The sequence below is a fragment of the Amycolatopsis sp. NPDC004625 genome (assembly GCF_040609695.1).
Classification (GTDB): Bacteria; Actinomycetota; Actinomycetes; order Mycobacteriales; family Pseudonocardiaceae; genus Amycolatopsis.
This window is the reverse complement of sequence record NZ_JBEXKX010000018.1, coordinates 110,045-132,530: the sequence shown is the minus strand read 5'-3', so window position 1 is coordinate 132,530 and position 22,486 is coordinate 110,045. Positions and strand designations below refer to the sequence as shown.

Genomic DNA, 22,486 nt, shown 5'->3' with positions numbered 1-22,486 from the left:
GTCGAGAGGATCACCCCGGCGGGTGAAGAAGCGACGGGGGAAGGAAACGGCCTGTGGACGAACGGCAAGGCGCGGACCGCGCCGGCGGTGCGGAACCGGTCCACGAGCTCGTCGCGCGCCGGGCCCGGCTCGACCCCGGCGCCCCCGCCCTCACCTGCGCCGACGGCACCCTCACCTACGGCGAACTCGACGAACGCGCCAACCGGTTCGCCCACCACCTGCGGTCCCTCGGCGTCGGCCGGGACGTCGTCGTCGCGATCCACCTCGCCCGCGGCCTCGACCACTACGTGACCCTGCTCGGCGTCCTCAAGGCCGGCGGGGCCGCGCTGCCGCTGGACACCGGCTACCCCGCCGCCCGGCTGCGGTACATGCTCGGCGACAGCGGCGCACGCGTCCTGGTGACCCGCGGGCCGGCCCCGGCCGAAGGTGCCTGGGAAATCGTCAACCCCGACACCGACGCGGCCCGCATCGCCGCCTGCCCCGCCACACCGCCGGCAGGCCGGGCCGCGGCCGGCGACCTGGCCTACCTCATGTACACCTCCGCCTCGACCGGCGCGCCGAAGGGCGTCCAGCTCGAACACGGCGGCATCACCAACCTCTGCCACCGGCACGCGGCCGCGCTGGAGCTGACCGCGGACGACCGCGGGTCGCTTGCCGCGCCCCTGAGCTTCGACGCCTCGATCCTCGACCTGTGGCCGCTGCTCAGCGTCGGCGGCCACGGCGTCGCGGTGTCCGACGAGGACCGCGCCGATCCCGAGCGGCTGGTCAACGCGTTGCGGGACAACGAAATCACGCTCTGCTTCCTCACCACGGCCTTGGCCGAGATCTTCCTCGCCCAGCCGGACCTGGAGACGCTGTCGCTGCGGTATCTGGTGACCGGCGGCGAAGCGCTGCGGCGGCGGCCCCGGCCCGGGCTGCCCTTCCGGCTGCTCAACATCTACGGCCCCACCGAAACCACGGTGTACGTCACGTCGGCGGTCGTCGCCGACTCGGCCACCGAAGACGGCCCGATCCCGATCGGGCGCGCCCTCGGCGGCGTCGACGTGCGGCTGCTGGACACCCACGGCGAGCCCGTGCCCGACGGCGAGGCCGGCGAAGTGGTCGTCGCGAGCGCCGGTGTCGCGCGCGGCTACCGCGGGCAGCCCGAGCTGACCGCCCGGCGCTTCGGCGTGGCCGGTGCCCGGCGGACCTACCGCACCGGCGACCTCGCGCGGCGGAACCCGCAGGGCGACTTCGAGTTCGTCGGCCGCGTCGACCGGCAGGTGAAGATCCGCGGGCACCGCATCGAACCCGACGAGATCGAGCGCGTCCTGCTGCGCCACCCGCAGGTCCGCCAGGCCGCGGTGGTCGCGGTGCGCCCGTCGCCGGAGACCGCGCAGCTGGTCGCCTACGTCGAGCCCGGCCGCACGCCGGCCACCGGCTGGACCGCACCGCCCGGGCCGGCCGGTGACGAAACCGCCACCGTGGCCGCGATTCGCGCCCTGGCACCGGAATCGCTGCTCGAGATCGGCCCGGGCGTGGCCGGGCTCGCCGCAGCGGCCGGCACCCACGTCCGGCGCGAATCGGTCGCCGAGGCGGCGACCGCTCGCGGCCCCTTCGACGTCGTCCTCCTCGACGCCCACGCCCCGGAACTCGGCTCGGCCGCCGACGTGCTCGCCGCCGTTGCCGACCTGGCCGGCAGCGCCGGCGTCGTGATCGTCAGCGGCGTGCGATCCCTGCCGCTGCTGCCGGCCGCCCACTGCGCCACCGAGCTGGCCGCGGCTCCGGACGAGACGTCCGCGCACGAACTGCGCTGGCGGGTGCGCGGCCGGCTCGCCGCGGACCCGGCGCCGGCGATCCACCCCGCCGCCTTCGCCGCGCTGGACGCCGACATCGTGCCCCGCTTCGACCGCTCCGGTCCGGGCCGGTTCGACGCGATCATCCGCACCGGCGACCGCCCGGCGGCACCGGGGTTCACCTGGCTCGACTGGACCGCCGACGGCCTGGACCTGGCGGCGGTCCGGGCGGTACTGCGCGCCGGCGGGCAGCCGGTGGTCGGCGTCCGCGCCGTGCCGCACGCGGAACTCGCCGCGTGGGCCGCGGTGCAGGCGGACGCACCGGCCGGGCAGCTCCGGACGCGGCCCGGCACGCCGTCCCCGATCGACCTGCGGGCCCTGTGCCTCGGGCTGCCCTACCGCCTCCGGCTCAGCTGGGCCGCCGGTCGTCCCGACGGCGCCGTGGACGCGGTGTGGGTGCACGAGTCGGTGCCGGAGACCGCCCGCATCCCGTGGCCCGCCGCGACCGGCGTCCCGGACGTGCTGGAGAACCGCGCGCCCGACGAGCCGGCGGCCGAGGCCCTGCGGCAGGACCTGCGGGACGCGCTGGCCGAGCGGTTCGTCCCGCACGAGATGCCGGACCTGTTCGTCGTGCTCGACCGGCTCCCGCTGACCCCGGTCGGCAAGGTCGACCGCGACGCCCTGCCGCCACCGCACTGGCTGGGCGGCGGCCGGTCGCCCTCGGCCGCGCCGCGAACCCCCGCCGAAGAGGCGGTCACCCGGCTCGCCGAAGAGGTGCTCGGCCGCGCCGGTGTCGGCCGCGACGACGACCTCCGCTCGTTCGGCGCGCACTCGCTCACCCTGGCGCAGCTGTCCGCGCGGCTCCTGCGCCACTTCGGTGTCCGGGTCCCGGTGCGGGACCTGCTCGCCGCGCCCACCGTCGGGGCGATCGCGGCCCGCGTCGGCACCACCGACCGGCGGGAGGCGGCCTGATGCACGCACCCTTGTCCTTCGCCCAGCAACGCCTGTGGTTCCTCGACCAGCTGCACCCCGGCGCCACCGGCTACAACATCCCCTCCGCCCACCGCGTCCGCGGGCCCCTGGACGCCGGCCTGCTCGCCGCCGCGCTGACCGAGGTCGTCCGGCGCCACGAGGTCGTCCGATCCGTCGTGGCTGAAGGCCCCGACGGGCCGGAACTGCGGCCCCTGCCGCCCGAGCCGGTCAAGCTGCCGGTCACCCTCGTCGACGGCGGCACGCCGGAACAGCGGCTGGCGAAGGCGGCCGAACTGGCCCGGGCCCACGTGCTCCGGCCGTTCGACCTGCGCCACGGCCCGCTGCTGCGCGCGGAGCTGTTCCGGATCGGCGACGACGACCACGTGCTGCTGGTCTGCCTGCACCACCTGGTCGCCGACCAGTGGACGCTGTCGCTGCTGCTGCGGGAGCTGTCCGAGCTGTACCCGGCGTTCCTGCTCGGCTTCGGCTCGCCGCTGCCCGAACCCGCCGTCCAGTACGCCGACTTCACGCGCTGGCAGCGGGAAACGCTCACCGACACCGCCCTGGAACCCCAGCTGCGGCACTGGCGCAAGCAGCTGGCCGGCTTCGAACCCCTGGAACTGCTCACCGACCGGCCCCGCCCGCCTGTGCAGGGCTGGGACGGCGCCCGCGTCCGGCGCCGGATCCCCGCCCCCGTGCTCGCCGCGGTCCGGGAAGTGGCCGCACGGCACGACGTGACGCTGTTCGCGGCCGTGGCCGCCGGGCTGTCGGCGGTGCTGGCCCGCCACACCGGCCAGGGCGAGGTCGTGTTCGGCGCCGCCATCGCCCACCGCGACCGCCCCGAGTTCGAAGACCTCCTCGGGTTCTTCGTCAACACCGTGGTGCTGCGCACCGACCTCGGCGGCGACCCGGGCTTCGGCGAGCTGCTCGCCCGCGTCCAGGAAACCGCGCTGCGCGCCCAGGAAAACCAGGACCTGCCGATCGAACGGCTGGCGGATCTCACCGGACCCGACCGCGACCTGAGCCGGCCACCGCTGGTCAACGTCGTGCTGTCGTTCCTCAACACCCCCGCCGACCCGCTGCGGATCCCCGGCTCGGCGGTCACCGAATTCGCGTTCGACCCCGGTGTCGTCAAGTTCGAGCTGGACTTCATGGTGTCCGAAGCCGACGGTGAGCTCGTCGTCGACGTCGACTACCGCCGGGACCTGTTCGACCGCGGCACCGTCGAAGGGCTGCTGCGGCACCTCGAACGGATCCTCGACGGCGCGGCCGCCGACCCGGCCACACCGGTGGCGTCCCTGGCGGTGCTGTCGCCGGCCGAGGAAGACCAGCTCCTGGCCTGGGGCAACGCCGCCGAGCCGATGGTCGGCCCCGGCAAGACCGTGCCGGAGCTGTTCGCCGAGCAGGTCGCGCTGCGGCCGGACGCACCCGCCGTGCGGTCCGGCACCGAGGTGCTGACCTACGCCGGACTCGACGCGCGGGCCGGGCAGGTCGCCGCCGCCGTGCTGGCCCGCACGGCCGGGCGGCCGGCGTGCGTGGGGGTCTGCCTGGACCGCTCGATCGACCAGGTCGCCGCCCTGCTCGGCATCCTCCGGGCCGGCGGGCACTACCTGCCGCTCGACCCCGGCTACCCGGCCGACCGGCTCGAATACCTGCTCGGCGACGCCGGTGCCACCGTCGTCGTCACCAGCGCCGCGTTCGCCGACCGGACGGCGGGCTGGGCCGGGCCGAAGGTGCTCGTCGAGGAGACATCGGGGCAGGCCGGCCCGGGTATCGCCGCGGCGCCCGAAGACCTGGCGTACGTCATGTACACCTCCGGGTCGACCGGGCGGCCGAAGGGCGTGCGCGTGCCGCACCGCGCGGTCGTGCGCCTGGTGCACGAGACCGACTACGTCCGCATCGGGCCGGGTGACCGCGTCGCGCACAGCAGCAGCATCTCCTTCGACGCCGCCACCTTCGAGATCTGGGGCGCCCTGCTCACCGGCGCCGAACTGGTCATCCTGCCCCGGGAAACGGTCGTCGAACCCGCCGCGCTGGCGCACGAGCTGCGCGCGCAGGGTGTCACCGTGCTGTGGATGACGTCGTCGCTGTTCAACCACACCGTCGGCGAGGTCCCGGACGCCGTCGCCGGGCTCGGCACCGTGCTCGTCGGCGGCGAGGCGCTCGACGCGGGCGTCATCCGCGGGGTGCTGGCCGCGGGCCACGCGCCCCGGCGGCTGCTCAACGGGTACGGGCCCACCGAGAACACCACGTTCAGCACCACCCACCTGATCACGGAGGTGCCCGGCGACGCCGTGTCCGTGCCGATCGGGCGGCCGATCCGCGGCACCCGCTGCTACGTGGCCGACGCCGGGCTCGGCCTGGTGCCCGCCGGCGTGCCCGGCGAGCTCTGCGTCGCCGGGCTGGGGCTGGCCCACGGGTACGTCGGCGCGCCGGAGCTGACCGCGGGCCGGTTCGTGCCCGACCCCCGCGGCGCGCCCGGCGAGCTGCTCTACCGCACCGGCGACCTGGTCCGCTGGCGGCCCGACGGGACGCTGGAGTTCCTCGGCCGGCGTGACGACCAGGTCAAGGTGCGCGGCTACCGCGTCGAACTCGGGGAAATCGAGGCGCGGCTGACCGCCTGCCCCGGCGTGCGCGCCGCGCTCGTGCTGGTGCGGGCCGGCGACGACGGCGGACGGCTGGTCGCCTACGTCGTCGCCGACGGCGACCCGGCCGAACTGTCCACAGAGGACATCAAGACGCAGCTGGCCGGGACGCTGCCGGGCTTCATGGTGCCCGGCGACGTCGTGGCGCTCGACCAGTTCCCGTTGAACGCCAACGGGAAGGTGGACCGGGCCCGGCTGCCGGAACCCGGCCCGGCCGGGCGCGGCGCCGGGTACGTGGCCCCGCGCACCGACACGGAGACGGCCGTCTGCCGGGTCTGGGCCGAGCTGCTCGGCGCCGAGGTCGGCGTCACCGGTCACTTCTTCCACCTGGGCGGCACCTCGCTGCTCGCCACCCGTGCGGTCAGCCGCCTGCGCCGGGAGCTCGGCGTGCGGATCAGCGTGCGGACGTTGTTCGACCATCCCACGGCCGGCGAGTTCGCCGCCGCGGTGCACCGACTCGGGGAGACGCGGAAATGAGCGCGACGAACACGGCGGACGGCCGGCACGTGCCGGCGGCGAGCGTCCAGGAGCGGATGTGGTTCGCCGAACGGCTGGAACCCGGCGACGGGCTCTACAACATGCCGTTCGCCTGGCGGGTGCACGGCACCCTCTCGGCCGAGGCCCTGGAACGGGCCATCGCCGTGGTCGTCGAACGGCACGAAATCCTGCGCACCGCCTTCGCCGAACAGGACGGCCGGCTCTACCAGCACGTCCAAGAGCCGTGGACACCGTCCATCGAACGCGTCGACCTGCGTGGCGAACCCGACGCCGAAGACCGGCTGGCCGATTGGCTGCGGGAGGCCGCGCGCCGCACGTTCGACCTCGCGCAGGCGAGACTGCTGCGCGTCGGGCTCGCGGACCTGGACGACGACCAGCAGGTGCTGTTCCTGTGCGTCCACCACATCGTCTGGGACGCCACCTCGACCCGGCTGTTCCTGCGCGAACTGAAGGACTGCTACGACGCCTTCGCCGTGGAAGCCGGGCCGCCCGCGGAAACCGTCTGGGTCGAGCAGGCCCGGCCCCTGCCCGCGCAGTTCCTCGGCCAGGCCGCCCGCACGCCCGGCGAGACGGCGCTGGTCTTCGGCGACACGTCCCTCAGCTACGCCGAACTCGGCCGGCGCGCCCGCGCGGTCGCCGGTTACCTCACCGGGCGCGGCCTCGGCCGGGGCGACCTGGTCGGGGTGTACCTCGACCGCTCCGCCGACCTGGTGCCGGCCCTGCTCGGCGTGCTGCTGTCCGGCGCGGCCTACGTGCCGCTGGACCCGATCTACCCGCCGCAGCGCATCGCCGGGATGCTCGAAGACGCCCAGGCCGGCCTGCTCATCGCCGACGGGACGCTGCCCGCCGAGATCGCCGCGACCGGCGTCGAAGCGGCCGGTCTCGACACCGTGCTCGCCACCGACCCGATCGCCGACGGCGCCGCGGTCACCGGCGACGACATCGCCTACGTCATCTACACCTCGGGCTCGACCGGGCGCCCCAAGGGCGTGCGCGTCACCCACCGCGGCCTGGCGAACCTGCTGCGGTCCATGGCGGCCAAGCCCGGCTTCGGCGAGCAGGACACGATGCTGGCCCTCACCACCGTCTGCTTCGACATCGCCGCGCTCGAGCTGTTCCTGCCGCTGATCACCGGCGGCACGGTCGAGGTCGCGCCGGCGGAGATCACCCGCGACGGCGCGCTGCTCGGCCGGCACCTGGCCCGGACGCGGCCCACCCACCTGCAGGCCACCCCGGCCACCTGGCGCATGCTGCTGGCCGCGGGCTGGCCCGGCGACCCGGAGCTGACCGTCCTCTGCGGCGGCGAAGCGCTGCCCCGCGCGCTGGCCGACGAGCTGCTCCCGCGCGCCCGCGTGGTGTGGAACCTCTACGGCCCCACGGAAACGACCATCTGGTCGACCGCGGGCCGGGTCACCGCCGGCCCGATCACCCTCGGCGAGCCCGTCACCAACACCACCCTCAACATCCTCGACGAGGCCATGCGGCCGGTGCCGCCGGGCGAGCCGGGCGAACTGTGGATCGGCGGCGACGGCGTCGCGGCCGGGTACCTGCGGCGCCCGGAGCTGACCGCCGAGCGGTTCCGCCCCGACCCGGCCGACCCGGCGCGGGGCGTGCTCTACCGCACCGGCGACCTGGTGCGGCTGCTGCCCGGCGGGCAGCTCGAGTACGTCAACCGCGTCGACAACCAGATCAAGCTGCACGGGTTCCGGATCGAACCCGGCGAAATCGAGTCGCTGCTGCGCGGGCGCCCCGAGATCGCCGACGCGGTCGTCCTGCTCGACGGCGACAAGCTGGCCGCCTACCTCGACTGCGCGGGCCCGCCGCCGTCGGTGGCCAGCCTGCGTGCCTTCCTCGGCAGCCACCTGCCCGAGTACATGATCCCGGCCGCGTTCCTGGTCGTGGAGGAATTCCCGTTGACGGGAAACGGGAAGGTCGACCGGCGGGCGCTGGCCGAACTGGGCGGGCAGCTGCCCGCCGGGCCGCGCGCCGAACCCGCGACACCGACCGAGCGCCTGCTCACCGGGATCTTCGCCGACGTGCTCGGCGGCCCCGAACCCGGCGTCGACGACTCCTTCCTGGAACTCGGCGGGCACTCGCTGATGCTGGCCCAGCTCACCGGCGAAATCGCCGCCCGCACCGGGATCACGCTCTCGGTCGCCGACGTCTACCAGCTGGCCCGGCCGCGTGAGCTGGCCGCCCACCTCGACTCCCTCGCCGGCACGGCCACGGACCGCCCGGCCGAACCGGCCGCGGCCGGCACCCCAGCGTCCAGCATGCAGGAACAGATGTGGCTGGCCGAGCAGATGGTCGCCACCGGCCCGTCCTACAACGTCCCGCTCACCTGGCGGATCACCGGCGACCTCGACCCCGCCGCGCTGCAGACCGCCCTCGGCGCCCTGACCGGACGCCACGAGATCCTGCGCTCGGCGTTCCGCCAGCGGCAAGGCCGGCTGCTGCAGGTCGTCACCGACCCCTGGGTGCCCGAACTGGCGCGGACCGACCTCGGCGAGCAGCCGGGGACGGACGCCGGTGCGGTGATCGACGCGCTCGTCGACCAGGAGGCGGCGACGCCGTTCGACCTCGGGGCCGGCCGCCCGCTGCGGGCGCACCTGGTCACTCTCGCCCCCGGCGAGCACGTGCTGCTGCTGTGCCTGCACCACATCGTGTTCGACGCGCAGTCGCTGCCGGTGCTGCAGCGCGACCTCGACCACGCCTACCGCCGCGCCCTCGGGCTCGCGGCCGCGGACCTGCCCGAGCCGGTGCAGTTCGCCGAAGTGACCCGGCGGCACCGCGAAGAGCTCGAAACGGCCGACGGCGAAGACGTCCTCGGCTACTGGACCGAACGCCTCACCGGTGCGCCCGAGACGCTCGACCTCGGCACGCCGCCGCGGCAGACCGGCCCGCACGGCGCCGTGCCCGTCCCGTTCTCCCCGGACTTCGCCGAGCGCGCCGCCGCCCTCTGCGACGAGCACCGCGCGAGCTGGTACATGGTCGCGGTCGCGGCGGTGTCGGCCTGGCTGCACCGCAGCGCGAACAGCGAGGACATCACCTTCGGGCTGCCGGTGGCCAACCGGGAGGACGAGGACTCCGAGGACGTGCTCGGCCCGTGCCTCAACACCGTCGTGCTGCGCTCGCAGGCGACGTCGGGCACGACCTTCGCCGAGCTGCTCGACGAGGTCCGCGACGCGATGCTGGACGCCTTCGAGTACCAGGCGGCGCCGCTGCCCGCCGTGCTCAAGCGGCTCGACCCGCAGCGGCGGCACGGGCACACGCCGTTCCTCGACGTCATGCTCAACCTCGTCACCGGCGAGGCCAGCGGCCACGCGCTCGGCCCGGCCACGATGACGCCGAGGCCGTTCGACCGCTGGGAGCACGAGACGAAGTTCGGGCTCACCGTCACCTTCGTCGAGGAAGCCGGGAAGCTCAGCGCCGTGCTGTCCTACCGCGGCGACCGGCACCCCGCCGCGCGGGTCCAGCGGCTCGCCGACGGCCTCGGCCGGGTGCTGGACGGGATCGGCGACCTCGCCGGCCGCCCGCTCGCCGAAATCCTGCCGCCGGGCCGGGCGCAGTTCCGCGACTTCGCGCTGTCGCAGGCCGACGAGCGCGCGAGCGCCGCCGGAAAGGCGGCCCTGGACCGCTGGACGCGACGGCTCGACGGCGCGCCCGCGTTCCCCGCGCTCACCCCGCCGCTGCGGCAGGCGCAGCCGGGTTCGGTGCCGATCCCGCTGTCCCCCGCCGCCCTGCAGCAACTGCGCCGCCTGCGGGCCGAACAGCGGATGTCGTGCTCGTGGTTCATGGTCGCCGCCACCGCGCTCGCCGCGCTGCTGCACCGGTGGACCGGGCAGGACGAAGTCACCTTCGGCTTCCCGGTGGCCAACCGGGACGAATTCCCCGACCTGCTCGGCCCGTGCCTCAACACCGTCGTGCTGCGGTCCGAATGCGACGACGAGACCACCGTCCTCGGCCTGCTGCACACCGTGCGGGAAACCGCGCTGGCGGCGTTCGACGACCAGCGCGTGCCGTTCGAGGACGTCGTCGACGGGCTGCGGCCGCCGCGGCGGCCGGGCTGGACGCCGTATGCGGACGTGACGCTGGCCGCGACGGCTGTGGGCCGGGTCCGCACCGAGCTCGGCGGCGCCGCGCTCACCCCACTCGAACTGGACCACAGCGGCGCCGGGTACGCCGCCAAACTCGGCCTCACCGTCGGGTTCGAGGAGAGCAACGGCCGGCTCCACGGCACGATCCTCTACCGCGGCGACCGGATCACCGACGGCGAAGCCCACCGGATGGCCGCCTGGATCGGCCGGTTCGTCGACGCCTTCGCCGAGATCGTGCACCAGCCCGTGCGCACCCTGGACCTGCTCGGCGCCGAGCAGCTGACCGAACTCGCCGGGTTCGAGCGGACCGCGCCCGCCGCCGAACCGACGACGGTGCCCGCGCTGTTCGCCGCGCAACTCGCCGCGCGGCCGGACGCCCCGGCCGTGCGCACCGGCCGCGGCGTGCTCAGCTACGCCGCGCTCGACCGGCGGGCCGACGCCCTGGCGTCGGTGCTGCGGGCGACGGCCGAGGGCGACCGCCCGGTCGCCGCGCTGGTGCTGCCCCGCGGTGCCGACCTCGTGGTGGCCATGCTGGCCGCGTGGAAGGCCGGGTTCGTCTACAGCCCGCTGGACCCGGCCTACCCGGAAGGGCGGATCCGGTTCATCCTCGAAGACCTCGGCGCGTGCGCGGTGATCACCGACTCGGCCGCCGACCTCGCCGGCGCCGTCCCGCCGGGCACCGCGATCCTCGACGTCGGCAAGGTTCCCGAGGTCACCGCACGGCCGGCGGCGGTGCTGCCCGGCCCGGACTCGACCGCGTACGTCCTCTACACCTCGGGCACCACGGGCGAGCCCAAGGGCGTCGCCTACAGCCACGGCAGCCTCGCCCACGTCACCCGCTGGCACGTGGACACCTTCGGCGTCCGGCCCGGCGACCGCGTCAGCCAGATCCACAGCGTCGCCTTCGACATGACGGAGTACGAGGTGTGGCCCGCCCTCTGCGGCGGCGCCGAACTGCTGCCCTACGAACGTCCCGTCGTCGTGCCGGAGCTGCTCGCGTGGCTCGGCGAGCAGGACGTGACGATGTTCTTCACGCCGACGCCGCTGGCCGAGGCGCTGTGGACGACGGGCACCGCGCCGGACTCGCTGCGGTGGCTGTTCTTCGCCGGCTCGCCGCTGTCGACCGTCCCGCCGGAGACCCCGTACGGCGTCTGCGATGCCTACGGGCCGACCGAGACCTACATCACCACCACCCACGTGCTCGACGTCGCCACCGCGACCGCCCTCAACTGCGTGGGCCGGCCGATCGACGGCGTGCACGCCTACGTCCTGGACCCGGCCGGGCAGCGCTGCCCGGCCGGGATGCCCGGCGAGCTGTTCGTCGGCGGCGCGACGGTGTCGCAGGGCTACTGGGGCCGCGACGACCTCACCCGCGAGCGGTTCACCGACCGCGACCCGGACGGGCGGCCCGGCTGGATCTACCGCACCGGCGACCGGGCCCGCTGGCTGCCCGACGGCACCCTCGAGTACCTCGGCCGGCTCGACCGGCAGCTCAAGATCCGCGGCTACCGCATCGAACCGGCCGAGATCGAGACCCAGCTGCAGCTCGACCCGCTGGTCCACCAGGCCGTCGTGCGCGGGTTCCCCGGCGACGCCGCCGCGCTGGTCGCCTACCTGGTCGCGCCGCCGGGCGGGGCGCAGGACACCCAGGCGGTGCTGGCGGGGCTGAAGACGCGGCTGCCGGAGTTCATGGTGCCCAACGCCGTCGTCTGGCTGCCGGCGCTGCCGCTGAACCACCGCGGCAAGCTCGACGTCGAGGCGCTGCCCGCCCCGGGCCGCGAAGACCGCGTCGGCGCGACCGCGTGGACGGCCCCGGAAGCCGGGACCGAGCAGCGGATCGCCGCGGTCTGGTCGGCGGTGCTGGGCCTGGAGGCGGTCGGGGCGCACGACAACTTCTTCGACCTCGGCGGCAACTCCCTGCTGCTCGGGGCGCTGCACTCGCGGCTGGAACGCGAGCTGTCGATCACCCTGCCGATCCGGCGGCTGTTCGAGCACCCGACCGTGCACGCGCTGGCCCAGGCCCTCGAAGCCGGACCGGCGAAGACCACCCCTGAGTCCACTGTGGACGTACGAGGACGCGCCGAACGCGCGCGGGCGCGCCGGGCCAGGCCGGGCCGTCCCGAGAAGATGGGCGACGCCGCATGACCGAGAGCAACGCGATCGCGATCGTCGGGCTGGCCTGCCGGCTGCCGGGCGCGGAGAACGCCGGGCAGTACTGGCGGAACCTGCGCGCCGGGGTCGAAGGGATCACCCGGTTCGACCTGCCGGCCCTGGTCGCCGCCGGGGTGGACCCCGCGCTGGCGCGCCACCCGCGGTACGTCCCCGCCCGGGGCGTGCTGGCCGGCGGGGAGTGTTTCGACCGCCGGTTCTTCGGCTACAGCCCGGCCGAAGCCGCGGCCATGGACCCGCAGCAGCGGGTGTTCCTCGAGTCGTCGTCCGCCGCGCTCGACGACGCCGGCCTCGACCCGCGGCGGTTCGACGGCTGGGTCGGCGTCTACGCCGGCTGCGACATGATGAACCCGGCGCTGCAGGGCAACGGCGACGGCCTGTCCCGGATGATCGACTACGACAAGGACTACATCGCCACCCGCGTCGCCTACAAGCTCGGCCTGCGCGGCCCGGCGATGACGGTGCAGTCGGCGTGTTCGACGTCGCTGGTCGCCGTCCACCAGGCCGCCCAGAGCCTGCTCAACTACGAATGCGACGCCGCACTGGCCGGCGGCGCCTCGCTGTGGCTGCCCCAGGCCACCGGCTACCTCCACGAAGAGGGCTACATCGAGTCCGCCGACGGCCACTGCCGCCCGTTCGACGCCGCAGCCAGCGGCACCGTCGGCAGCAGCGGCGTCGCCGTCGTCGTGCTGCGGCGCCTCGAAGACGCGCTCGCCGACGGCCACCGGATCGTCGCCGTCGTGCGCGGTTCGGCGCTGAACAACGACGGCGGCACGAAGATCGGCTATACCGCGCCGTCGTTCGACGGGCAGCGGGACGTGATCCGGTTCGCCCAGGCCCAGGCCGGGGTGGACGCCGCCGACATCGCCTACGTCGAAGCGCACGGCACCGCGACCCGGGTCGGCGACCCGATCGAGGTCGCCGCGCTGACGGCCGCCTTCCGCGAGGCCACCGACGCCGTCGGGTTCTGCCGGCTCGGCGCGGTGAAGAGCAACATCGGCCACACCGGGGCCGCGGCCGGTGCCGCGGGCCTGATCAAGACCGCGCTGATGCTGAAGCACCGCGAACTGGTGCCGACGCTGCACTACCGGACCCCGAACCCGGGCCTGGAACTGGACTCCTCGCCGTTCCGGATCGCCACCGAACTCGCCCCGCTGCCCGCCGAGGGCGCGGTGCTGGCCGGGGTGAGCGCGTTCGGCGTCGGCGGCACCAACGCCCACGTCATCCTGGAGTCCCCGCCCACCGCGCCGAGCCGGACCGGCCGGTCGCGGCCGCGGGTGTTCTGCCTGTCCGGATCGACCCCGGCCGCCGTGCGCACGATCCGCACCGAGCTCGCCGACCACCTCGAAGCCGGCGAGGACGCCCTCGACGACGTCGCCTACACCCTGGCGGCCGGGCGGCGGCAGTTCCCGCACCGCAGCGCCGTGGTGGCGACCGACCGCGCCGAGGCGGCCGAAGCCCTGCGCCTCGGTGAACCGGCCACGAAGGTGTCCGCCGAGCGGGACACCGCGTTCCTCTTCCCCGGCACCAGCGTGTTGCGGGCCGGGTTCGGCGGCGCCGCGCACCGCACGCTCCCGGTGTTCCGCGAGGTGTTCGACGGCCTCGCCGAGGAGACGCGCGCGAAGTTCGGCATCGACATCGCCACCGTGCTGCGGCCCGGCGACCACGCCGGCTGGCTGCGCACGCTCGTCCACGAACAGCTGGCCCTGTTCGCGATCGGCTTCGCCTTCGCCCGCCAGCTGCAGGAATTCGGCATCGAACCGAAGGCGATGCTCGGCCACAGCGCCGGCGAATGCGTCGCCGCGGCCGTCGCCGGGCTGTGGACGCCATCGGACGCGCTGCGGGTCGTGCACGCCCGCGGCACCATCCTCGACGACGTCGAGCCCGGGCGGATGCTCGCCGTGCAGGGGCCGCCCGAGCAGGTGCGGGAGCTGCTGGCCACCCGGCCGGGGCTGGCCGTGGCCATCGAAGCGCCGCGCTACTCGGTGCTGGCCGGCCCGATCGAGCTGATCGACCGGCTGCGCACCGAGGGGTACGGCGACCGCGTGCTGGACCTCGGCGGTGCCTACCACACGGCGGCGGTCCGACCGGCCGCCGACCGGCTGGGCCGCGTCGTGGCGGAGATCCCGACCACGACGCCGGCCCTGCCCTACCTGTCCAACCTCACCGGCGGCTGGGCCGATCCCGCGAGGGTCGCGCGCGGCGACTACTGGGCCGACCACGCCGCGGGCACCGTCCGGCTGGCCGACGACGTCGAGACCCTCCTGGGCAGCTCCTGCCGGGTGTTCGTCGAGCTCGGTCCCGGCCAGACGATGACCCGGATGCTGCGCGCGCACCCGGCGTGGACCCCCGCGCACCTGGCCGTGCCGCTCACCCGGCGGGCCGAGGACAGCGAGGAGGAGAACCTCCTCGCCGCGCTGGGCGCGTTGTGGGAGCGCGGGTTCGACATCCCGGTCGAAGAGCTGACCGACGAGAAGGTCCGCTGCGCGCTGCCGCCGCACCCGTTCGAGGCCATCGACTGCGAGGCCGGCCGCCGCTGGGCGACCTCGCAGTCGGCCGCCGCCCGCCGGCACGACGTGATCGTCACCGTCGGGGAAATCCCGGCCCCGGACCTGGTGCCCGCCCTCACCACCCCGCCGTCGACGATCACGGCGTCCACTGTGGACGAAGCACTGGCCGGGACCGCGGGTGCGGTCTCGCCCGCCGTCGTGGTGGCGGTCGGGCCGGACCCGGACTCCCGCACCGGCCTCGCCCGGCTGGCGGCCGGCGCCGCGACCGCCGGCGTGCGCCTGGTCCTGCTCGGCCACGGCCTCCTCGACGACGCCCTGGTGGCGGACCTGCGTCAGGCGGGGCCGGTCACGGTGTACGACCTCGACGACGGGCCGCCGCCGACGCAGCCGCCGTTCGCCGACAGCGCGGTGCACGCCTGGCGCGGCGGCCGCTGGTGGGCCCTCGACGAAGAGCCCCGGGCCGTCGCCGCCCCGGCCCCCGAAGCCGAGGACGTCGTCGAGACGGACGCCGAGCCGGCAGACCTGCCGCGCGACGAAACGGAGTCGGCGATCGCCGAACTGTGGCGCGAGCTGCTCGGCGTGGCGAGCGTGGGCATCCACGACAACTTCTTCGACCTGGGCGGGCATTCGCTGCTGGCCACCCAGCTGACGTCCCGGCTGCGCGTGCGGTTCGAGACCGAGATCGCGATCCGGACCGTGCTCGACAATCCCACCGTCGCCGAACTCGCCCGCGTCGTCGGCGCCGCCGGCACCGGACGCCGGGCCGGCATCACCGCCCGGACCGACCGGGACGGGCCGATCCCGGCCGCGTTCGTGCAGCGGCGGCTGTGGTTCCTCGAACGGGCCGGCGCCGAATCCGCCTACGCCATCCCGCTGGCGCTGGACATCGACGGCGCCCTCGACGTCGACACCCTGCGGGCCGCCCTCACCGAGGTCGTCCGGCGGCACGAAACCCTGCGGACCGTGCTGCCCGAGCACGACGGCGAGCCGGTCCAGGTGGTGCTGCCCGCCACGCCGGTCGACCTCCCGGTGCTCGACGTCGACGAGGCCGGCCTGCCCGAAGCGCTGCAGGCCGACCTCCGCCGGCCGTTCGACCTCGCCGAGGGCCCGCTGGTGCGCGCGACGCTGTTCCGCACCGGCGAAAACCGGCACGTGTTCGCGCTGTGCATGCACCACATCATCGTCGACGGGTGGTCGCTGGACATCCTGTTCGACGAGCTCGGCCGGCTGTACAACGCCTTCCTGGCCGACCAGCCGTCGCCGCTGCCCGAGCCGCCCGTCCAGTACGGCGACTACACGCTGTGGCAGCGGGACCACCTGAGCGAAGCCCTCGACGAGGGGCTGACCTACTGGACCGGGCGGCTGGCGGGCGCGCCCACGGCCCTCGAACTGCCGACCGACCGGCCGCGGCCGCGGGTGCAGACCCACAACGGCGCCATCGCCGACCGGTGGCTGCCCGCCGGGCTGCGGGCGGACCTCGAACGGCTCGGCCGCGACCACGACGTCACCCTCTACATGACGCTGCTCGGCGCGTTCCAGGCCCTGCTGCACCGCTACACCGGGGCGACGGACCTCTGCATCGGCACCCCGGTCGCCGGCCGGACCGAGGTCGAGCTGGAGCAGATGGTCGGGTTCTTCGTCAACACGCTGGTGCTGCGCACCGAACTCGACGCCCGGCTGCCCTTCACCGAGCTGCTGGGCCGTGTCCGGGAGACGGCGATGGGTGCGTTCGCCCACCAGGACGTCCCGTTCGACCGGCTCGTCGAAGCGGTGAACCCGCAGCGCGACCCCGGCCGCAACCCGCTGTTCCAGGTGATGTTCAACCTGCTGAACATCAAGGACACCCCGCCGAGCATGACCGGCCTCGCCGTGCGGGAGCGCGACGACACCGGCCTCGGCAGCGCCCAGGTCGACCTGGCCCTCGACGTCTTCCACCGCGACGACCGGCTGCTCTGCCGGCTGGAGTACAACACCGACCTGTTCGACGAAGCGACCGCCGACCGGCTGCTCGGGCACTTCGAAACGCTGCTCGCCGGGTTCGCCGCCGCGCCGGGGACCGAGCTCGGCCGCGGCGAGCTGCTGACCGCCGAAGAACGGCGTCAGGTGCTCGACGGCTGGAACGACACGGCTGCCGCGTTCGACGCCGTGACCGTGCCGGAGCTGTTCGAGAGCCAGGTCGCCCGCACCCCGGACGAACTCGCGCTGGTGGCCCGGGACGGCCGGTACACCTACGCCGAGCTCGACGCCCGCGCGAACCGGCTCGCCCGCCACCTCGTGGCCGCGGGTGTCGGACCGGAGGACCGGGTCGCCCTGATCCTGCCGCGCACCACCGACTTCGTGGTCGCGATCCTCGGCGTGCTCAAGGCGGGCGCGGCCTACCTGCCGATCGACCCGGCCATGCCGGGCGACCGCGTCGCCGCGATGCTCGAGGACGCCGCGCCCGCCGTGGTGCTGACCGAGCTCGACGAGGAGGTCCTCGCCGCGGACGACTGGGCCCTCGACCAGGCCGAGCGCGTCCGGCCGCTGCTCCCCCGCCACCCCGCGTACCTGATCTACACCTCCGGCTCGACCGGCCGGCCCAAGGCCGTCGTGGTGGAGCACCGGAGCGTGGCGAACCTGCTGCACGAGCACCGGACCACGCTGATGGCGCCGCTGGCGCAGCGCGTCCGGCCGGTGCAGGTGGCGATCACGGCGTCGTTCTCCTTCGACACCTCGTGGGACGAGCTGCTGTGGCTGCTCGACGGCCACACGCTGCACGTCATCAGCGAAGAGGTGCGCGCCGACGCCGACGAGCTGGTCGCCTACACGGTGGCGAACCGGATCGACTTCCTCGACGTGACGCCGTCCTACGCCAAGCCGCTGCTGGCCGCCGGGCTGCTCGACGACCCGGCGCACGCACCCGCGATCCTGTCGCTGGGCGGCGAGGCCATCGACGCGGCCCTGTGGGCGGAGGTGGCGGCCGCGCCGCGGACCGCCGCCTACAACTACTACGGGCCCACTGAGTGCACTGTGGACACCCTCGCCTGCCGGATCGTCGCGGGGACCACGGTTTCGCTCGGCCGTCCGCTGGCCAACACGCGGGCCTACGTGCTGAGCCCGCAGCTGCAGCCGGTGCCGCCCGGCGTCCCGGGCGAGCTGTACCTGGCGGGCGCGGTGCTGGCCCGCGGCTACTTCGGCCGCCCGGACCTGACGGCCACGCGGTTCGTCGCCGACCCGTTCGGCGCGCCGGGCACGCGGATGTACCGCACCGGGGACCTGGTGCGCTGGCAGGCCGGGGGCACGCTGGAGTACCTCGGCCGCACCGACGACCAGGTCAAGATCCGCGGGTTCCGGATCGAGCCGGGCGAGATCGAAGGGGTGCTCACCGGCCACCCCGCGGTGGCGCAGGCCGCCGTCATCGCCCGGGAGGACCGGCCGGGCGACCCGCGCCTGGTCGCCTACGTGGTGCCCGCCGACCTCGACCCCGGTGAGCTCCGGACGTTCGCCGGCCGCTCACTGCCGGACTACATGGTGCCCGCCGCGGTCGTGCCGCTCGCCGAGATCCCGTTGAACACCAACGGGAAACTCGACCGGAAGGCGTTGCCGGCCCCGGACTTCACCGGCTCGGCGGCCTCACGGGCGCCGCGCACGCCGGAAGAGCGGGTGCTGGCGGAGCTGTTCTCCGGCCTGCTCTCGGTGTCGCCCATCGGCATCGACGACGACTTCTTCGCCCTCGGCGGGCATTCGCTGCTGGCCACGCGGCTGGTCACCCGGATCCGCTCGGCGTTCGGCGCCGAACTGCCGGTGCGCGCGCTGTTCGAGGCGCCGACCGTCGCCGGGCTCGCGGCGCTGCTGTCCGCGGCCGGCCGGGCGACGGCCCGCCCGGCCCTGCTCGGCGGGCCGCGCCCCGACGTGCTGCCGCTGTCGTTCGCCCAGCAGCGGCTGTGGTTCCTCAACCGGCTGGCCGGCCCCGACTCGACGTACAACCTGCCCTTCGCGCTCCGGCTGACCGGCACGCTCGACGTCGACGCGCTGCGCCGGGCGCTGGCCGACGTCACCGGGCGCCACGAGGCCCTGCGCACGGTCTACCCGGAGGTCGACGGCGAACCGCGTCAGGTGATCCTCGACGCCGAACCCGGCCTGACCGTCACCGAGCCCAGCGAGCTCGAACGGACGCTCGAAGCCTGGTGCGAGCAGGGTTTCGACCTGACGAGCGAGCTGCCGCTGCGGGCGCACCTGGCCCGCGTCGCCCCGGAGGAGCACGTCCTGGTCGTGGTGTTCCACCACATCGCGTGCGACGGCTGGTCGCTGGCCCCGTTCACCCGCGACCTGGGCACCGCCTACGAGGCCCGGCTGGCCGGCGCGGCTCCGGAGTGGACCCCGCTGCCCGTCCAGTACGCGGATTATGCGTTGTGGCAACGGGAATCCCTCGGTGACGAAGGCGACCCGGACGCCGCTTTGGCCCGGCAGCTCGCCTACTGGCGCGACGCGCTGGAGGGCAGCCCCGAGCTCCTGGAGCTGCCGCTGGACCGGCCGCGCCGGGCCGACACCGGCCACAGCGGCGGCGTGTTCGACTTCCGTCTCGACGCCGAGCTGCGCGACGGGCTGAACGAGCTCGCCCGCGAGTCCGGGTGCACGCTGTTCATGGTGCTGCAGGCCGGTTTGGCGGCGCTGCTGACGCGGTCGGGGGCCGGCACGGACCTGCCGATCGGATCGGTGGTGGCGGGCCGGCACGCCGAGGAACTCGACGACCTGGTCGGGATGTTCGTCAACACGATCGTCCTGCGCACCGACACCGCCGGCGACCCGGCGTTCCGGGAGCTGCTGGGCCGGGTCAAGGACGGTGCCCTCGGGGCGCTGGTGCACCAGGACCTGCCGTTCGACCGCCTGGTGGAGAACCTCAACCCGGCCCGGTCGCTGGCCGCGCACCCGCTGTTCCAGGTGGCGCTGGTCCTGCAGAACACCGCCGACGAGGACATCTGTCTGCCGGGCCTGCGGGCGCGGCCGGAAGCGGTCGGTGCCGTCGGCGCGAAGTTCGACCTGACCTTCAACCTCGGCGAGGACGGCGACGGCATCGAAGGCGCCGTCGAATACCGCACCGACCTGTTCGACGAGGCCACCGCGGCGGCACTGGCCGACCGGTTCACCCGGCTGCTGACCGCGGCCACCGCCGATCCCGGCACCCGCGTCAGCGAGTTCGACCTGCTCTCGGCGGCCGACCTGACGCTGGTGCTGCCGTCGGCCGAGGTGGCTCCGGTGCCGCAGCGGACGTTCCCGGAGATGGTCCAGGACGCCGTCGCGGCCCACCCGGACGAGATCGCCGTGGTGGACGACGACGTCGAGTGGACCTACGCCGAGCTGCACGCGCGGTCCGGCCGGCTCGCCGGGATCCTCGTCGAGCGCGGTGTCGGCCCGGAGGACGTGGTGGCGCTGGCGCTGCCGCGCTCGGCCGAGCTGATCGCCGCGATGCTGGCGGTGCAGCGGGCGGGCGGTGCGTACCTGGCGATCGACCCGGACTACCCGGCCAAGCGGATCGCCTACCTCCTGGCGGACGCCGAGCCCGCGCTGGTCATCAGCACCGGGGCGATCGCGGCGGAGCTGCCGGCGCACGACCGCCCGGTCGTCCTGCTCGAAGCGCTCGAGCCGGCCGGGCCGCCGCCCGCCGCGCCGCGCGCGGACCTGCAGAACCTCGCCTACGTCATCTACACCTCGGGCTCGACGGGCCGGCCGAAGGGCGTCGCCGTCACGCACGCCGGGCTGGCCGCGCTCGCCGCCGACCAGGCGGCGCGGTTCGAGGCGGGCCCCGGGGACGCCATCCTGCAGTTCGCCTCGCCGAGCTTCGACGCGTCGGTGCTCGACCTGGCGATGGGCCTGACGACCGGCGCCCGGCTGGTGCTCGCCGCGGCCGACCGGCGGCTGCCCGGCCCGGCCCTGACCGAGCTGCTGACCGGCCGCGCGATCACCCACCTCCACGTGCCGCCGTCGGTGCTGGCGTTCCTGGAACCCGACGAGGTCCCGGCGGGGATGGCCGTGATCGTCGGCGGTGAGGCGTTCCCGGCGGACCTGGCCGCGCGCTGGGCGCCTGGGCGGCTGCTGGTCAACGTCTACGGCCCGACCGAGGCGACCGTGTACACGACGGCCAGCGACCCGCTGACCGGGGACGGGAACCCGCCGATCGGGCGGTCGGTCCGGGACACCCGGCAGTACGTGCTCGACAGCGCGTTGCGGCCGGTGCCGCCCGGAATCACCGGCGAGCTGTACCTGGCGGGCCCCGGCCTGGCCCGCGGCTACCTCGGCCGGCCCGGCACCACCGCGGAACGGTTCGTGGCGAACCCGTTCGGCGCGCCCGGAACGCGGATGTACCGCACCGGCGACCTGGTCCGCCGGCGGCGTGACGGGAACCTGGAGTACCTGGGCCGCGCGGACGGCCAGGTCAAGGTCCGGGGCTTCCGGATCGAGACCGGCGAGGTCGAGGCGGTGCTGGCCGAGCACGCGGACGTGGCGCGCGCGGTCGTCGTGGTCCGGGAGGACCGGCCGGGCGACCCGCGGCTGGTCGCCTACGTCGTCGCCGAAGCCGGTGCGACCCCGGTGTTGCGGGAATGGCTGGTCGAACGGCTGCCGGCGCACCTGGTGCCGTCCGCGTTCGTCGTCCTGGACGCCATCCCGGTCACGCCGAACGGCAAGGCCGACCGGGCCGCGCTGCCGGCCCCCGACGTCGCCCCGGCCGGCCGCGCCCCGCGAACGGCCCGCGAGGTCGCGTTGTGCGGCCTGTTCGCCGAAACGCTGGGCCTGGAACGCGTCGGCGTCGACGACGGGTTCTTCGAGCTGGGCGGGCATTCCCTGCTGGCGGTCAAGCTGATGAGCCGGATCCGCACGGCACTGGGCGCCGACGTCCCGGTCCGCACGCTGTTCGCCGCACCGACGCCCGAGGAGCTGGCGAAGCGGCTGGACCGCGACGAGGCGCCGGAGACCGGCCGCGAGGTGCTGCTGACGATCCGGACCACCGGAACCGAGCCGCCGTTGTTCTGCGTGCACCCGATTTCGGGGCTCAGCTGGTGCTACACGGGCCTGCTGCCGTTCCTGCCGGCCCGCCCGGTGTACGGCCTGCAGGCGCGGCGCACGGACCCGCCGGCGAGCCTGCAGGCGATGGTCGAGGACTACGTGACGCAGCTGAAGACGGCGCAGCCATCGGGCCCGTACCACCTGCTGGGCTGGTCGGCGGGCGGAACGATCGCCCACGCGATCGCCTGCCACCTCCAGCGCACCGGCGAGCAGGTCCACTTCCTGGGCTTGCTGGATTCGGTACCGGGCCAGGCCGAAGTCGACCGCCCGGCAATAGCGGCCGCCATCGGCGACGACCTGGGTGCGACGGGCGAGGACCTGGCCACGTTGGTCGAGAGCGGAATCCACACGCACCGCCTGATCGAGGCATCCCCACCGGGCCGTTTTGAGGGCAACCTGGTGTACCTGACGGCAGCCCGCGACGAATCCCCGTCGGCTTCGGCGTGGCGTGAGCACATCACGGGCGGGCTGGAGGAGTACCGCATCGACTGCCACCACACGACGATGCTGCGCCAGGGCCCCCTGGGCGACATCGGGCCGATCATCGCCGCCGAGCTGAAGAGGGCAGTGTCTTGACGAACCCGTTCGAGAACGACGACGCGCAGTACGTGGTGCTGGTGAACGAGGAAGGTCAGCATTCGCTGTGGCCGGCGGAGGTGGAGGTACCGGCGGGCTGGCGGAGCGTGCGGCCGGCGGACAGCCGGAAGGGCAGCGTGGAGTACGTCGAGTCGGCTTGGCGGGACATGCGCCCGTTGAGCTTGGTGGAGCGGCAGGACTGA

Annotated in this window: 5 protein-coding genes; all 5 read left to right on the top strand. The window is 74.7% G+C overall.

All coding sequences use genetic code 11. The features are described from left to right. The first annotated feature begins 53 nt into the window (after positions 1-53). Genes ABZW17_RS22285 through ABZW17_RS22265 form a run of 5 tightly spaced genes read left to right on the top strand, consistent with a single transcriptional unit; the run spans position 54 to position 22,486 of the window. Positions 54-2,747, top strand: a complete 2,694-nt coding sequence (locus ABZW17_RS22285) for an amino acid adenylation domain-containing protein (protein ID WP_354817147.1) — start codon at positions 54-56, stop codon at positions 2,745-2,747. Beyond that, complete coding sequence (locus ABZW17_RS22280; protein ID WP_354817144.1) at positions 2,747-5,869, top strand: amino acid adenylation domain-containing protein; 3,123 nt, start codon at positions 2,747-2,749, stop codon at positions 5,867-5,869. The genes ABZW17_RS22285 and ABZW17_RS22280 overlap by 1 nt, the downstream gene beginning before the upstream one ends. Continuing rightward, positions 5,866-12,132 (top strand): amino acid adenylation domain-containing protein, encoded by a 6,267-nt coding sequence (locus ABZW17_RS22275; protein ID WP_354817141.1) that lies wholly within the window; start codon positions 5,866-5,868, stop codon positions 12,130-12,132. Before ABZW17_RS22280 ends, ABZW17_RS22275 begins: the two co-directional genes overlap by 4 nt. After that, positions 12,129-22,283 (top strand): amino acid adenylation domain-containing protein, encoded by a 10,155-nt coding sequence (locus ABZW17_RS22270; RefSeq protein WP_354817138.1) that lies wholly within the window; start codon positions 12,129-12,131, stop codon positions 22,281-22,283. Before ABZW17_RS22275 ends, ABZW17_RS22270 begins: the two co-directional genes overlap by 4 nt. After that, positions 22,280-22,486 carry an MbtH family NRPS accessory protein gene (locus ABZW17_RS22265; protein WP_354817135.1) on the top strand — a complete coding sequence of 69 codons (207 nt, stop codon included), beginning with the start codon at positions 22,280-22,282 and terminating at the stop codon, positions 22,484-22,486. Before ABZW17_RS22270 ends, ABZW17_RS22265 begins: the two co-directional genes overlap by 4 nt.

Excerpts from the sequence above, each read along its gene's own strand:
- ABZW17_RS22280 (WP_354817144.1), top strand. The coding sequence starts at position 2,747 with ATGCACGCACCCTTGTCCTTCGCCCAGCAACGCCTGTGGTTCCTCGAC.
- ABZW17_RS22275 (WP_354817141.1), top strand. The coding sequence starts at position 5,866 with ATGAGCGCGACGAACACGGCGGACGGCCGGCACGTGCCGGCGGCGAGC.
- ABZW17_RS22270 (WP_354817138.1), top strand. The coding sequence starts at position 12,129 with ATGACCGAGAGCAACGCGATCGCGATCGTCGGGCTGGCCTGCCGGCTG.